The 15,006-nt window shown below is 48.6% G+C and carries 13 protein-coding genes, 1 tRNA gene and 1 pseudogene; 3 read left to right on the forward strand and 12 right to left on the reverse strand.

Going from position 1 to position 15,006, the window contains the following annotated elements; translation table 11 throughout:
• Positions 1 to 14: 14 nt before the first annotated feature.
• The 5 genes from NDI44_RS27855 to NDI44_RS27875 form a co-directional block, all read right to left on the reverse strand.
• Positions 15 to 2,711, reverse strand: coding sequence for a GAF domain-containing protein (locus tag NDI44_RS27855; RefSeq protein WP_190411741.1), 2,697 nt, complete (start codon positions 2,709 to 2,711; stop codon positions 15 to 17).
• A 386-nt stretch (positions 2,712 to 3,097) separates the two neighbouring features.
• Entirely contained in the window at positions 3,098 to 4,207 is a 1,110-nt protein-coding gene (locus tag NDI44_RS27860; protein WP_190411742.1) for a glycosyltransferase, read from the reverse strand.
• 241 nt (positions 4,208 to 4,448) lie between these two features.
• A complete protein-coding gene (locus tag NDI44_RS27865) occupies positions 4,449 to 5,603 on the reverse strand; it encodes an NAD-dependent epimerase/dehydratase family protein (protein WP_190411743.1) in 1,155 nt (384 codons plus the stop codon).
• A 39-nt stretch (positions 5,604 to 5,642) separates the two neighbouring features.
• Positions 5,643 to 5,828, reverse strand: coding sequence for a hypothetical protein (locus tag NDI44_RS27870; RefSeq protein WP_190411744.1), 186 nt, complete (start codon positions 5,826 to 5,828; stop codon positions 5,643 to 5,645).
• Positions 5,829 to 5,916: 88 nt separating this feature from the next.
• On the reverse strand, positions 5,917 to 6,507 hold the full coding sequence (locus tag NDI44_RS27875; RefSeq protein ID WP_190411745.1) for a chromophore lyase CpcT/CpeT: 591 nt from the start codon (positions 6,505 to 6,507) through the stop codon (positions 5,917 to 5,919).
• A gap of 82 nt (positions 6,508 to 6,589) precedes the next feature.
• Here NDI44_RS27875 and NDI44_RS27880 point away from each other — a divergent pair, with 82 nt between their 5' ends.
• Positions 6,590 to 7,504, forward strand: coding sequence for an ADP-ribosylglycohydrolase family protein (locus NDI44_RS27880; RefSeq protein WP_190411746.1), 915 nt, complete (start codon positions 6,590 to 6,592; stop codon positions 7,502 to 7,504).
• Positions 7,505 to 7,675: 171 nt separating this feature from the next.
• Here NDI44_RS27880 and NDI44_RS27885 read toward each other — a convergent pair whose 3' ends face one another.
• A complete protein-coding gene (locus NDI44_RS27885) occupies positions 7,676 to 8,056 on the reverse strand; it encodes a surface-adhesin E family protein (protein WP_190527540.1) in 381 nt (126 codons plus the stop codon).
• Between the two features lie 119 nt (positions 8,057 to 8,175).
• Positions 8,176 to 9,354 (reverse strand): esterase-like activity of phytase family protein, encoded by a 1,179-nt coding sequence (locus NDI44_RS27890; RefSeq protein WP_339380219.1) that lies wholly within the window; start codon positions 9,352 to 9,354, stop codon positions 8,176 to 8,178.
• Positions 9,355 to 9,504: 150 nt separating this feature from the next.
• Between NDI44_RS27890 and NDI44_RS27895 the strand changes: the two genes are divergently transcribed.
• On the forward strand, positions 9,505 to 10,833 hold the full coding sequence (locus NDI44_RS27895) for a tetratricopeptide repeat protein (RefSeq protein ID WP_190411748.1): 1,329 nt from the start codon (positions 9,505 to 9,507) through the stop codon (positions 10,831 to 10,833).
• Between the two features lie 526 nt (positions 10,834 to 11,359).
• Here the strand turns inward: NDI44_RS27895 and NDI44_RS27900 are convergent.
• From NDI44_RS27900 to NDI44_RS27920, 5 genes are all read right to left on the reverse strand, one after another.
• On the reverse strand, positions 11,360 to 12,607 hold the full coding sequence (locus tag NDI44_RS27900; protein ID WP_190411749.1) for an aminotransferase class V-fold PLP-dependent enzyme: 1,248 nt from the start codon (positions 12,605 to 12,607) through the stop codon (positions 11,360 to 11,362).
• Positions 12,608 to 12,636: 29 nt separating this feature from the next.
• Positions 12,637 to 12,708 (reverse strand) — tRNA-Asn (locus NDI44_RS27905).
• A gap of 110 nt (positions 12,709 to 12,818) precedes the next feature.
• Entirely contained in the window at positions 12,819 to 13,367 is a 549-nt protein-coding gene (locus tag NDI44_RS27910; RefSeq protein WP_190411750.1) for an NYN domain-containing protein, read from the reverse strand.
• A 121-nt stretch (positions 13,368 to 13,488) separates the two neighbouring features.
• Positions 13,489 to 14,166, reverse strand: coding sequence for an ABC transporter ATP-binding protein (locus NDI44_RS27915; RefSeq protein WP_190411754.1), 678 nt, complete (start codon positions 14,164 to 14,166; stop codon positions 13,489 to 13,491).
• A gap of 23 nt (positions 14,167 to 14,189) precedes the next feature.
• On the reverse strand, positions 14,190 to 14,456 hold the full coding sequence (locus NDI44_RS27920) for a hypothetical protein (protein WP_190411751.1): 267 nt from the start codon (positions 14,454 to 14,456) through the stop codon (positions 14,190 to 14,192).
• A gap of 428 nt (positions 14,457 to 14,884) precedes the next feature.
• Between NDI44_RS27920 and NDI44_RS27925 the strand changes: the two are divergent.
• Positions 14,885 to 15,006, forward strand: a pseudogene (locus NDI44_RS27925) (photosystem II D2 protein (photosystem q(a) protein)); the annotation flags it as partial.

The raw sequence follows: 15,006 nt of genomic DNA on the forward strand, positions 1-15,006 counted from the left end.
AATAGCGATTAACCTCATTTGCTGGTCATCGTGTGGACTCCGTCCCAGGCATCTGAAGGCGGTTGCCGAAGGTAGTTCTTACACCGTTCCAAGTGGACGGTGACTGCCTGATCGGTGGGTCGTAGGCTGTAGGCGTCCTCAAAGTAGGCGATCGCTTTCTGGAAGCTTCTTCCCGTGTAGGCTGTACGCCCAAGATGATAGAGATCGAGAAACTTCTTCGTGGAGTCGTCGAGATGCTGTCGATGGTCGCCGATCAACTCGTAAATACTAACGGCGGTATTTTTGCCCTTGACGCGGATTTTGTCTAACTCTCGCACCAAGATGCGATCGCGGCACAAGTTGTAGGTAAACTCGCTCAAGATAATATCGCAGCCGTACTCCTTGGTGACGCTTTCCAGGCGAGAACTCAAGTTCACCCCATCCCCAATCACCGTGTAGTCCATCCGTTTGTGGGAACCAATGTTGCCGGAAACGACTTCTCCAGAACTTAGTCCAATGCCAATATGAATTTGCGGCTGGTTTCCAAATAAACGGCGACGGTTAAACTCTGCCAACCGGCGGCGCATATCCAACGCCGACTGAACCGCCATCCAAGCATGATTTTCTGCCAAAGGCAGGGGCGCACCAAATACCGCCATCAAGGCATCGCCGATGAATTTATCTAAGGTGCCTTCGTGGTTAAAGACTGCCTCTACCATCGTTTCAAAATACTGATTCAGCAGCGAAACCACTTCCGAAGCCCCTAAATTTTCCGTCAGAGTGGTGTAGCCCCGGATGTCAGAAAATAAAATTGTCACCTCCTTGCGTTCGCTCATCATCAGCGCTTTATCGCCCAGTGCCATGACTTGCTCTGCCACTCTAGGCGTCATGTAGCGATACAAGGTAGATTTCATCCGTTTTTCGTGGCTGATGTCTTCCAAGACCACCAAGCCTCCTCTGACGCCTCCTTCCGGGTTGGTAAGGGGATTAACGGTGAGATTCATACTCCGTTCAATTTCCTGGACTTGATCGGCGCTCAAAATCTGATGACAACTGTGAGTGGCGACAGTGCCAGGACTGCATGATTCATTCCAGGGAATGAAGATATTTGGATTGATGCGATCGCGGATTGCCAGAATATGGACTCCAGTAGGTTCTCCCTCCGAGTGAGTCGCTTCCGAATTGAGAACTTCTGCTACCTGCTGACATTGGGCGCATTGTGCCTGCACGGACAATTCTGGAATTGCTCCTACGGCTGCTACTGATGGCTGGTGGCTCTTCTCTACATACAATCCTACTGTCAGGGTTTGCTCCGGCACATATTGCTTGGCACCCGTCTTCAGACTATCCTGGAGGCGAAACTGGAGATGTTCGATGGGCACCACATCCCAAACGAAACGACCGATTAGTTTCTGCTCCCACAGATGCTTGTTGTTTTTACCCGTGGTTTCCCGAATTGGGCACCCTAACAACTCCAGTGCAGCTTCGTTAATCGTGACAATCCGTCCCTGCATGTCTGTAGAGATGACTGCATCTGAGAGACTTTGCAGGATATCTTTTTGATACTGCTTTTCCAACAACACATTCTCGAAGAGCTTGGCATTTTCCAGCGCAATTCCCGCCTGGATATTAAATGCCTGCATAAACTCTTCATCTGAACTCGTGAAGCTGCCGGGTTGCTTGTTAATTAACTGCGTAACGCCGATTAATTCCATTGATGAATTAAACACCGGCATACATAGGATATTGCGTGTCAAATAACCCGTCCGTTGGTCGGCGCTGGGATCGAAACGCGGATCTTTATAAGCATCCGGGATATTTAGCGGCTGACGAGTGGAGGCAACATAACCGGCAATTCCTTTGTTAGAAGGAATGCGAATCGGGATGATCTCCGTGCCATCTTTGTTGGCAACTTTCGTCCAGAGTTCTCCCGTTTCTTTGCTCAGCATAAATAGGGTGCTGCGATCCGCCTGCATCAGATCCCGCGCTTGCTCCATCACAAAGCGCAGAGTTGCTTCCAAGTCAAGACTTTGACCGAGATAGGTGGTTGCCCGCAACAGTGCCTCTGCCCCCCGCTGCTTGCGTGCCGCCATATAAAACGATTGGCAGCTTTCTAGGATAATGCCGATAGAGGCAGCAAAGTCGCGGAATCCCTGCTCATCCTCCTCGGTAAACGGCCCATCCCCAGCTTTATTTAATAGCTGAACGACCGCAACAATCTGGTTTTTGCTGCTATAAATCGGCATACAAAGCAGACTGCGGGTTCGGTAGCCCGGTCGCTCGTCAACTTCTTTGTTAAAGAGTGGGTGAGAGTAGGGGTCTGGAAGATTCAAAGATTCGCCGGTGCTGGCGACGTGACCGGCAACGCCAATATTAATGGGAATCCGGATTTGTTTGGTGGCTCTCCCAGTCTCCGTATCGGGAATTTTTGACCAAAGTTGATTTTTTTCTTCGTCTACTAAAAAAATAGTGGTGAGGTCTGCTTGCAGAATCTGACCCATTTTGAGGGTAAAGGCGTCCATGACCTGCTCCAGCATGGTTTCCAGCGCTTCGTTGTTGATCATGTCGATCGCCCGCAGAAACTGCTGGAACTCAGCGGTAATAAAGTCGAGTAAGCAGATAAATTCGCCGAATGACAGGTCTTTGACGCGCGAGGTCAGGGCGCTAGTACGATTGAGTTGCGTAAGCTGAGTTAACGTAGCCAGAACGCTGCCGGTATTAGAGAGTGTCATGGGGAGAAGCATTTGCAAGCTGTGGTTTTAGCTGTTAGCTGTTATTAGTATGCGATTCACACTTTTTTTTAGATTCAATTTAGTCAAAATACCCGTAAAAGCCTAAAATCGCGATTAATTCTGTAAAAACTAGCCGAAAAACGCAAATTTTCGCATCTTTACGGGGAAAAGCGTTGTTCAATCTGGGTTTGTTTGGTCTCCACCTACTGAGCTAATCGTTAACGCTTAAAAAATAAGCACCCACTAACTTAATTTAACCTCGGAGACCTGAAATCCTCATCCGTAGTGTTTAGGAATATGTATTAAATAGGAGCATTTCAGGGTTCAGTTATCAGTTGTTTTTCGGAAACCCTGACTGCTGAACCCTGACTGCTAATGATTGATTGTTAATGAATCGCTGTTTCGTAGTAATTTTGCAACTGGCGGGTGGCGGCAGCCCAACCCCAGCGTTCGGCTTCGAGGCGGGCATTTTGCCGTAGGGTTTCCCGTTCTTCTTGATGGGCCAAAAGGCGCTTGGTAGCAGCGATCGCTCCCTCTTCATCTTTTGGGTCAAATAAGTAACCGTTAACGCCATCGGTAACGATATCGGGAATCCCTCCGGAACGCGCGGCGACAACGGGACATCCGGCTGCCATCGCCTCCAACAGCACTAATCCTAAAGTTTCTGTGCGCGAGGGAAAAATAAAGGCGTCTGCTGAGGCAAAGGCTGAGGCGAGTTCAACGCCGGTCAGATAGCCGACGAAATGGGTAGGTGTCCCGGCAAAGTGTTGTTGCAAGGCTTGTCGATGGGGGCCATCTCCCACTAAGGCGAGACGCGCGTTGGGAATGGCTGCTAGGACGGGCTTAATGCGGTCAATTTCCTTTTCTGCGCCCAGACGCCCTACGTAGAGTAATAAGGGGTTTTCCGGGTGTCCTTGGCTAAGACGCGATCGCATTTCTCGGCTTGACAAGTGGGGCTGGAATAATTCTGTATCTACTCCTCGCTGCCACAAATCCACTCGCTGGATGCCGTGACTGGTAAGTTCCTGCACCATCGCCGTAGAAGTACAGAGATTCAGCCGCGCTTGGTTATGGGCTGATTTGAGCAATTCCCACAGCACACCTTCTAACATTCCCAAGCCGTAATGCTGGAGATACTGGGGTAAATGGGTATGATAAGACGCTAGTAAGGGAATCTGCATCGCTTTGGCGTAATACAGACCCGCTAGTCCCAAAATAGCTGGGTTGACAACATGAATGATATCCGGTTGAAACTTCTCTAGTTGATAACCAATGGAGGGGCGGGGAAAAGCCATTTTCAACTCTGGATACCAAGGCAACGGGAAGCCAGAAACTCCGTAGATCCTGGCTCCTTTATATTCGGTTAACCCCCCATCTGGGGAAAAAATCAGCACTTCGTTGCCGCTGCGCTGTAAATGTTCAACGGTGTGGCGCAGGCGCGTCACAATGCCGTCAACCTTGGGCAAAAAGGTTTCGGTAAAAAGAGCAATTCGCATAATTCAGTGCTGAGGGATGAGGACTGAGGGCTGAGTGATAGATTTAAGCGCGATCGCGACTGAGGGCTAAGGACTCAATGAACGGTCAAGTCTGAGGAGTTATTAAAGTTTATCTGTCTTTTCAATGCAACAATTCAACCCAGCAAATTGCTTACCAGTTGCCACTCTCTCCTCTATCTCTCTTTTCACTCAGTCCGTGCTTCGCACCGCTTCGCTAACAGTCCTCAGTCCTCAATCCTGATTACTGACGGTGCCAAGAAACTTTGGGCATGATCTGATTTTTATCGACGCGGTGCTGGTACTTGACGGCAAAGTTGAGCAACGAGTCGAGTAGGGCGTCGGAGAGATAGTGAGGTTGTAAGCCGAGATCGAGCAAATTGGTGTTTTTGGCGTTGAAGTAGTGTTCTTCTTTCTCGACTCTGGGATTGTCGAGGTTGTGGATATCAACATTCAGTCCCAAGGAATTCCCGGCTTTTTTCACCATTGCGGCTAAGTCACCGATGCTAAATAGTTCGGTGAATTGGTTGAAGACGCGGAATTCGCCGGGTTGGGCGGGGTTCGCGATCGCGAGTTCCATACATCGCACTGTATCTCGAATATCCAAAAAGCCTCTCGTCTGACCGCCTTTCCCGTACACCGTCAGGGGATGCCCAATTGCTGCTTGGATACAGAAGCGGTTGAGTGCCGTCCCAAAGACTCCATCGTAGTCCAGACGGTTAATTAACAGCTCATCCATGCCCGTCTCTTCTGTCAAGACGCCGTAAACGACGCCCTGATTCAAGTCGGTGGCGCGTAGTCCCCAAACCCGGCAAGCAAAGTGGATATTGTGGCTATCATGAACTTTGCTGAGGTGATACATCGATCCGGGCTGCTTCGGATAGGGCAAAGTATCCTTACGCCCGTTGTGTTCGATGGTGATGTAGCCTTCTTCAATATCAATGTTAGGTGTCCCGTACTCGCCCATCGTCCCTAATTTGACGAGGTGACAGTCGGGGAAATCTTCTTTGATCGCATATAGCAAATTCAGCGTCCCCACCACGTTGTTCACCTGGGTGACGACAGCGTGTTCTCGGTCAATCATCGAGAAGGGTGCCGAACGCTGTTCGCCAAAGTGAACGATTGTCTGTGGTTCAAACTGGTGCAGTGCTGACTGGAGGAACTCGTAGTTAGTGATATCCCCAATAAATAGGTCTATGGATTTGCCGGTGAGGTCCTTCCAACGCTGAAGGCGTTGTTGAATGGGTGCAATAGGGGTTAGGGTATCTGCGCCTAGTTGCATATCCCAGTGACGCCGCACCAGGCTGTCTAGAATGCCGACTTCGTATCCTCGACTGGAAAGATAAAGCGCGGTTGCCCAACCGCAGTAGCCATCACCGCCAATAACCAAGACTTTCATACGGGTTCAATTAATCTTGCTTGCCAACACTCGGTAAATTTACCAGGTAATGGTACCTTCTAGACCATCGAAGTGAATTCCTTCTGAGCGATCGCCGGTACACCCCATCGAGCTTGTAGTCGTTTGCTTCTTTCTCGTATTTCTTCCCTCCTTCGTCATCAATCTTTGGGAGGAAAGCGTTGTTGTCCCAGTGGCGGCGACCCAGCAATCAGGGCGACCTAGCAATCAGATGTGAAAGTGTCTCCAAGACCTCCAGATTGAAAGTTGAAGGTTCCTAGCGACAAGGAACCTTCAACCTTTAGCTTTGAACCCTTTACACCTTCACTTCCTCGGCAAAACTTCCCCAACGGACGAACTCGAAAGGACCCCCGACCGATCCCCAAATATGCTCATCGGTTTCGGGATCGCGTCCCCGATCGAGACTGATAAACCTGTTTTCGTCAATCTCAAAGGTGCTGTCGAGATAGGTGTTTTGACCTTTGCGAACCACCATACAACCTTTACCGGGTTCGACGTAACCTTTGAAGCTGTGACCTGTCCATTCGACGATCATGTTACAGCCTGGTAATTTTTCCAGTTGGTCTGCTTTGAGGTTGTGCAGGCGCTTGGGGTCGCGGGAGGCACCATAAAATTGTTCTTCATTCTTAACTGTGTAGTTTTCAATTTCGATGCGATCGCCATTCGTAATTAACTTTAAAACCCGCAGCCGATATGGGTCATTAATCATATAGTCATACGCTTGTTCCACCAGGAAACTCACGCCCGACAACAGTTCCAGGGGTAGGGGACGCATACAGACGCGGATATGGGCAAAGATGGGAGGATTTTCAAATGCTTGTGCTTGGTTGCTGAAATCTGCTGCCATCCAGCGAGCTAAGGTAGCAATATCAGTAGAATGCGTCATTGTTTATTAAAATACCGTTGTTGAGAAATGATCCCCCTTATTTTAAGATGCGCGATCGCTCCTCCTAAAGTTTCTTGAAACGATGAAGCCACTAGAACGAATGCAGTTGTCTTTGACGGGGCTTTCCGTTGGAGATGCCTTGGGTGAAAGGTTTTTTGGGTTGGCAGAGGAACTGAACGAAAGAATTCAACAGCGTCAAGTTCCTCCCAGACGCTGGTGCTACAGTGACGATACCGAGATGGCACTGTCTATCGTAGAGACACTATGGCGTTATGGAAGGATAGATCCCGATGCTCTTGCCGCAGCATTTGCCGAACGCTTCAACCCTTCTCGCGGCTACGGTGCAGGGGCGCAGCAGCTGCTAACAAGGCTGCAATGGGGCGCAGACTGGCGCACGGCAGCTTCGGAGATGTTCGGGGGTACTGGTTCTTATGGCAATGGTGCGGCGATGCGGGTAGCACCGTTAGGCGCTTATTTTGCTGACAATCTGGAAGCGGTGCAAGAAAATGCAATTCTTTCAGCGCAACCAACACACGCTCATCCAGAGGGAATTGCTGGAGCGATCGCTGTTGCAGTTGCGGCTGCGATCGCTTACAGGGTGGGTGAAGGTGAATTTATGTCTGGAGAGCAATTTCTCCAACATGTTGTCGAAAATATCCCGGAAAGCGAGATTCAGAGCAGCATTCGGCAAGCGATAGATATTCCGAGCGATCGCTCTCCACCTGTGGTAGCGCAACAACTGGGTTCCGGCTACAAAATTTCAGCTCAAGATACGGTGCCTTTTGCCCTGTGGTGTGCTGCCCATCATCTGGAAGACTACCAGGAAGCTTTCTGGGCGACAATTAGCGGTTTAGGCGACATGGACACAAACTGCGCCATTGTAGGCGGGATTGTTGCCCTTTCCGCACGCCAAAAAGGAGTCCCTACCCCGTGGATTCAGGCGAGGGAACCGTTGCCAGATAATTTTTCAAGCATTTTTGTTGGCGAAAGTTATTAAAAATGCAAAATCAAGTTAAAAAACTGAACGCGCTACCCGTTTTAGGTAGATGCACAGGAGATACACACAAGATTTTCTTGCTCCCCTCTCCGTGAAGGTCGAGTGGCTAAGTGTGAAGTTTTTCTTATCGCATTCAAATAGGTTTAAGCTGAAGAAAAAATCCCCTTTTTGTTATTTTTTTTTAGGTTCCTCTATCTGGGCTGGGCACACTGCTTGATAGAAATCCCCGATGATACTTCCCGATTGAATTTTTGCTTCTAGCAGCTTGTCGTTTTTACCTACGTCGATATCCCCGACAATCCGACCGCTTTGGTCAAAACGAATAGAGCGACGCCATCGGAATAAGCCTTTTTTACACTCTATTGCATGATAATTGTCCACCCCAATCGCACCATCTGCTTCCGGAGCTTGAAATAGATTCCGTCGCCAGAATTCTACAAGATTTCCCTGACGCACAATTCGCGCATCGTCGATATAGATAGGGGTATTGTCGAGGGTTTTGCTTACGGGTACCCAAGCCGCGATCGCTCTTGACGTAGCAATCATTGTCATCAAGCTGATCCCGGATACTATAGCGAGACGCGAATGTTGAAAGGTAAACAACTTAGTCATGGGATTGCAAAGATTATCGAGATGAATTAAAGGGTGATAAATGCAAGCGTCAACTGTTTTTAACGCTTACTTTTGAGTCGGAACAATAGGAACTGAGTCGTCTGTTTATCTTGGAAATTATCATCACTGACTAGAAGTAAACTTTGGCTGCCATCCGGCAAGCGGGGGCCAAAAGTCATGCCTTCCAAATTGCCCAACGGAATGCCTATTTCATCCAAGTCCAACAGCAACTTTTTCTTCACTGGCTCAATGCCGGTAAGCTCACCTTTAAGGCTGGGAACACTAGAAATATCTGTTGCCCCGCCCATTGCTGCCTGATAAATTCTCACCCTGTAACCTAACAGGCTCAAAGAACGTTCCAAGGTGAGGAAGTGCCCCCCTGCATCTAAAGATAAAAATTCCGGCAAGCCATCTTTGAGTGCCCCACTTGGAGGCGGTTCCATTTCATATAAATGTTCGGCAATCAACAGCGGTGGGCCATCGCTGAGCAAATAGTGCAAGATCCGACATTTTGCTCCCTGCTTTGAACTAATTGCTTCGCTATCCTGCATCAATGATGACTCAGTGGCAGTAAATAGACGAAACGGTTCCCCGGCTGCTGGGAGAGTACCGACGGGATTGAGGGTCAGGGCTTCAAACCCCAGGTTATTCTGGATGCCACGAGTCTGGGTTGTATTGCCACTGACGTCGGGAAGATAGCGTTCCGGGATGGGTAAGTTCTGCCGCAGACGTCCAGTTTTTAAGTCAAACTCCCCGATAAAGGGGGCAATGCCATCGCGGGCGACCCCTTCGCTAGAGATAAATACTGATTGTTGAGGAGACAGAGCAATCCCTTCCGTATCCACCGTACTCTTGGGATAGGTGTTGCCATCTTCCTTGGTTAGAAAGGTAACGTTCTCAACTTCTACTTTCTGGATGCCAATTTTGCCATCGCTGGCGTCATCGATAACCATGTTGAGAGTGTAGAACCGGGCTGGGGCAAACTTACTGCGGTCATCTGAAATTGCGTAAAAACGGTTCTGCTTCCGGTCGTAGGTCAGCCCCGATAAGCCAGAAACAGGTGTATCCTTAAATTTCGTCTTGGGTAGCTGGTATTCCCCTAAAAAGTCGAGGGATAGATCCAGAAAAACTCGATCTTGTGTCATTCCTGGCTGGACTCCGCAGGAAGTGACAAAAGTCAGTAAGGCGATCGCTATCCCCAGCACCCAAGATCGTGGTCTAAATTGCCCACCGTTCACCAGCTTTCTCCTAAACTTCACAACAAGCGCGGAAACTATCGCTTTACTGTAGCAGTCAGTTGGGTGAGAAACGCTACAACTTCTGATATTAACCAGGTCTGCTTGTATAGTTTGTTATTAACAATTTAAACTGCTCGCGCTAAAAATATTATGCAGAATTTGCTTGCTCGTCTGTGGTTGCAGCAACGTCGCTCAAGCGCTTTAGGACTGGGAATTGCTGCCGTTTTGTTCCTACTGTGTTCTGGTTCTGCCGGATGGGCAGCAACTGCGGCGGATAATAAACCCAAACCCAACCCCTTAGAGATAACGACACCCGATCCACTGCTGCCGCAGCCGCAAGTAGATCGTCCCCTGACTCCTGGAGAAATCAGCCAATTCAGGCAGGCTCTGGATGAATTAAATGCTCAGGCAGCTGCTCAGCTTAAAGCCGGTAATGCACCGGCAGCGTTTGAAATTTGGTATCGGGAATTGCGATTGCGGCGATCGCTAGGGACGGTGGAAGAGGTAGAAGCGCTAGGACGGGTTGGCGCGATCGCGTGGGAAAATAATCAAAAACTTGATTTGCAAATCATCACCAAGCGTCTGCAAGCAATTCAGGATCGGGCTTTTGGCAGGACACCAGAGCCGAAAGGCAAAACGCCGCGCCAGCAAACAAACCTGAATGGAGGCAAAACTGAAGAAATTGTTTTGTCTTCCCCTGTCTCGGCAGTGGACATAAAGCTGTTGCAAGCTTTGGGTCAAGCTTACCAGCAGATACGACTGCCAGCCCCCGCGCTGGAGGATTATCAGCTGTTGCTGGCTGATGCACGGCAGCGCCAAGATAAAGCCACAGAAGAGGCAATGCTGAAAATCATTGCCCAATTGCACCTGAACTGGTTTGATTATCCTAAGGCAGCGGCAACTTATGAGGAATTGCTGAGTTTTGCCACTCAACAGGGCGATACGGTCAACCAAGTGGTTTATCTGCAACAGCTGACTTACATTTACGACAAGGCGAAGCAACCGGAAAATTCTTTAAAAGTGAAGCAACGGCTGGCAGAAAGTTACCTCGCCATTAATGATTTAACTCAGATACCAGCGTTGAAGATAGCGATCGCTACCGATTACGAAGCTCTCAAACAACCAGATGAAGCGAGTAAAAACTACCAAGAAGCCTATAATATAGCGTGGTCTTTACAGCAGTTTGCTTCTGCCAGCGAAGCTTTGAAAAAACTAGGAGATCTCTACCGAACTTATAAACAACCTGAATATGCTTTGCAGGTTTATCAAACTCTTTTGCAGGTAGAGCGGCAGTCCTACGATTACTATAACTTGATGAAAACCTACGACCAAATCGGTCAGATTCATCTAGAACGCGGGGACTTAGCGCCAGCAAAAGCAGCGTTTGAACAAGGGTTGGAATTGGCAAGGTCGTTAAAGTATCAGGAAACTTACTTTGCCAATCAGCTAGCGCGAGTGACTCAGCAAGGTTCGCAGTAGATATCAGTTCAGAGAAAAGCGATCTCTTGTTATCTATAAGCCGCAAGCATTTCCAATCCCTAGTCAAAAATGGTCTAACTGGGCATTCTGCCCTTACAGGCGTTTGTCCCAGCAAAACAGAAAGTTTTATATTCCTTCAGAGAGAGCTAAGACCTCAGGAAGTTTCCCACCGAAGATTGATTCTGTTTGTTTTGGAAATTGATAACTTTATAAACATAAAGACAGCGCGGTTCTGAGCCTAAATATTAAATATTAGAACTGCTATCAAAATTATCTCCCTTCCTGAGATAGTCTTTCTCCCTTGGTTATAGACTTCTGTGATTTGGTGTTTGCTCTTAGAGCCAAGTAGAAATGCTTGGTTCGTTTTTTTTATCACAAGAAGAGTACATCTTAATTTTGTAAAAATGCAAGCGTGAGTTAAGTTACGGTTATAGAAATCAAGAAAAAAACTGTAAAGGTAAGGTTAATTTCTATCTTCCAGGAAGGTTTTCTGGATGTTTTAGTGGCTTACATCAGTTGTCTTTCGTCAGCTAGACAGTAATTCCACAAGCGTTTTACCTAGATATTCATACTGCGCCGGAGTGTTGTAAAGTTGAGCTGAAATCCGAATCAGCTGTTTGGGAGGTGCAGGCCAATAAATCACCGGCACCTGAATCCCAAAGCGATCGCATAACGCATCTTGTAGTGGCGGCGTTATTTGCATTTCTCCTGGGCTGTCCGGTATTTCATCCGGCAATGGCACGGTTGCCATCGAACCAATCATCTCATCGGGACACGGTAGCGACACCTGTAGCGTTTCGCAAAGTAGTTGTCGTGCTGTTAATGCCATTGCTCGGTTACGCGCCATCAATTCGCGCCATCCCCCCGGCAACAGCGAACCCAAAAACCGAATTGCCTCTGCGACACACAGATAAGCGCTGGGATCGTCGGTGCCCATCCAGTCGAATTCTAGATGAAAGCGCGATCGCTCTTTTCGGGGCGAGTTGGCACCATGACTAATCGTTAGCGGACGAATTGCCGATTGCTTGTCGCGCCGCACATATAAAAATGCGGCTCCTTTCGGGGAACACAACCACTTATGACAGTTGCCAGTGTAATAAGTCGCTCCGAGTTCCCGCAGATTCAGCGGCAGCATCCCTGGCGCATGGGCACCGTCTATCAGTGTATCGACGCCGCGCTCTGCCAGTTGGTGAGCGAGTTGCTGGATAGGAAAAATTAGCCCTGTCTGGCTGGTTACATGATCTAGCAGCGCTAGCTTTGTTCTGGGTGAAACCTGTTCCATCACGGCTTCGATGACTTGTTCTGGCGATGTGATGGGAAAAGGTACTGTTGCCACCACTATCCGCGCCCCAGTCCGACTGGCAATGAAATTGAGCGCATTGCGGCAGGCATTGTATTCCTGATCTGTTGTCAGTAATTCGTCGTCTGGGGAGAAAGCAAGCGATGCATCGCTCGGATCGGCTAAGCCAAGCGATCGCAATATCACATTCACTCCAGTTGTCGCATTCGGGACAAATACCAACTCTTCTGGATCGGCACCCACGAACTGAGCTAACTCATCCCGTGCAGCATCCAGCAGCGGCTCAAACTCCCGCACAAAAAATCGCAAAGGTTCCCTTTCCAGTTGCGCCCGGTAGCGTTGTTGGGCTTCCAGAACCGGCAGCGGACAAGCACCAAACGAACCATGATTCAGGAACGTTACGGCTGGGTCAAGCGACCATAACTTCTGAAATTCTGAATGGCGAAGGATGAAGTCTGAAATTTTCTCTTTCATGCTTCATCCTTACAATTAAATTAATTAAACTCCCCAGGCAAGATTCGAACTTGCGACCAATCGATTAACAGTCGATCGCTCTACCACTGAGCTACTGAGGATCGTTCACTCAATCTTTTCAACAGTTACTAATATTAGCGAGTGCCAATATAACTTGTCAAGCCCTTTTATAGTTTTCTGAGAAATTTTTTTGAGCCGAATGAATGTTCAGTTATTTCTGGTTCAAACGCCACTCAGCCAGACGCTCGCGAGCTTTAGCATCCAGGGAATTCGCTAAAAAACGCCCCGACGAATGTTTCTTGGGTCTATTTTTGCGTATAACCGCACGAGCGGTTAATTCTACGTCGTAACCCAGCTGTTGCGCTGACATCCATTCTGCGCCATACCCCACTACTGTTAATTGCTGCGCCCGATCTGATGTAGCGACAATCAAGCGCCGTGCCGATCTGTAGGGATTGTAACGAAAGGAGGCACAGGTTTTTTCGATGTAAGTATCTGCTGTCTGCCCAAAATCCGTGTAATAGACTGATAGCTCGTGGGTGATAGATTCACAATTACTGCGTGTGTCTTGATACTGGGCATCAAATACAACTTGAGTTTCAAAGCCCTTAAAAGCGCTGTAATTGACCAAAGCCTCAATTAATTCAAGACGAGCTGCTTCTAGCCCATTGCGATCGCGGGTTCTTTGCAGGTAAGACCATAGTCCAATGACGTTGTAGCCGTCAACGAGCAAAACAGCCTGCGGGGATGGGCGTTGCATTGTTTTAAGCCAAGATTTTTTAGGTGAAAATAACTATTTCATCATCTTAACAATATAGTCAAGTCAGTTCTGTCGTCCTTTTTGCAGAACTAGGCAAAGCCTGCCCAAAAATAGTTTTTGGTTACAAGGAGGAATCTTGGGTTTGCAGGAGGCGTTGTCTTAAGCGTTTGGGTTCTCCTCGATCCACTACGCAGCCCTGCTCTAGTAAGAATGCCCCGTCGGCATAATTTAACTCATCTAATCGATGCGTGACCCAAAGGGCAGTCAGACCCCGGCTTTTCACCAAGCTTTGCACTTGCGCGACTAAATCCAACTGAGAATCCGGATCGAGCAGGGCGGTGGGTTCATCTAATAGTAAGACTTCCGATCGGCGGGCGATCGCACCGGCAATGGCAATTCGCTGTTTCTGACCCCCACTCAGAGCATAGATGGGGCGTCGTTCCAGCGCGAGTAAATTAACCGCTGCCAGTGCTTGCTCTACCCGCCCGCGTATCTCAGCGGGCGAGAGATTTTCCTCCACCAGCCCAAAGGCAACATCAGCCCCGACTGTCGGCATCACCAACTGATGATCGGGATTCTGGAAGACAAAGCCAATTGGGTTTAATATCTGAATTTCTCCTGCTTGGGGACGCAACAGCCCAGCCAGTAATCTCAACAATGTTGATTTTCCACTGCCGTTGGTGCCCAAAAGCATCCAGAATTCACCCTTGGGCACCTCCAGAGAACAGGAATCTAAGACTTTCTCCCCTTTAGGCCAGTTGAAGCAAAGGTCTTTGACTTGAATGGCAGGCTTGACCATTTCGACACCAGCAGGAAACGTGTTCATTCAGCGAGGGCGAAGAAGCCGGGAGGTCTTCCAGCCGATGCTGTGCTGGATTTCTGAGATATCTGAACGGCAACAATCTCGCTACTGAGAATGCCGATTTTTTTCTCCGGCTGGCGTTCGCAAGTGAGTTCTAACAGTTGCGCGTTGCCAGAGCGGATTGCATTCAGAATTTCTTGGTAAACGCTTTGGGCATCTTCGTCTGACTTCCGTTGCACCGACAACGACATCGGCGTATTTTTCAAAATTAGGTCGATTGTAAACATGAGTTAAGCAATTGCAATTAAATATCGGCTCCACATCCCTAGTATCTCAGACGCGAGCCAGTTGCTGCCCGATGGGAAAATTCGTTGAGCAGGGGAGAAAGGATTTCATCTTCGCCTCTATCTTGGCGTTGGTAAGTTTCGCAATTCCTTTCCTAGCCTGGACTTTAAGCGCACTCACTTCCTGAACTGTCGCGAGTGATGAACATCTGCGATCGCATCTGTCGCCCCTACCGCTAAATATTAAAATGAGTTAAATAAATTTACCCAAAACTGTGCAAGTTGGACATAATAAGATTAAACTCAGTAAAGAATCGTAAACTAGATTGACATCCTAGTTTGTTTTCTGCGTAGCCCATCTAGTTACAGGTGGAGCCAGCAGAAATCGCGATGACTGTACTTATAACTAACCTGTTTGGAGATTTGCTGTCATGACTATCGCAGTCGGACGCGCGCCAAGTTCAAGAGGGTGGTTTGACGCCATTGACGACTGGCTCAAGCGCGATCGCTTCGTATTTGTCGGCTGGTCCGGCCTACTGCTATTCCCCTGCGC

It is taken from the genome of Trichocoleus sp. DQ-A3, assembly GCF_039961975.1.
Lineage (GTDB): Bacteria > Cyanobacteriota > Cyanobacteriia > Cyanobacteriales > FACHB-T130 > FACHB-T130.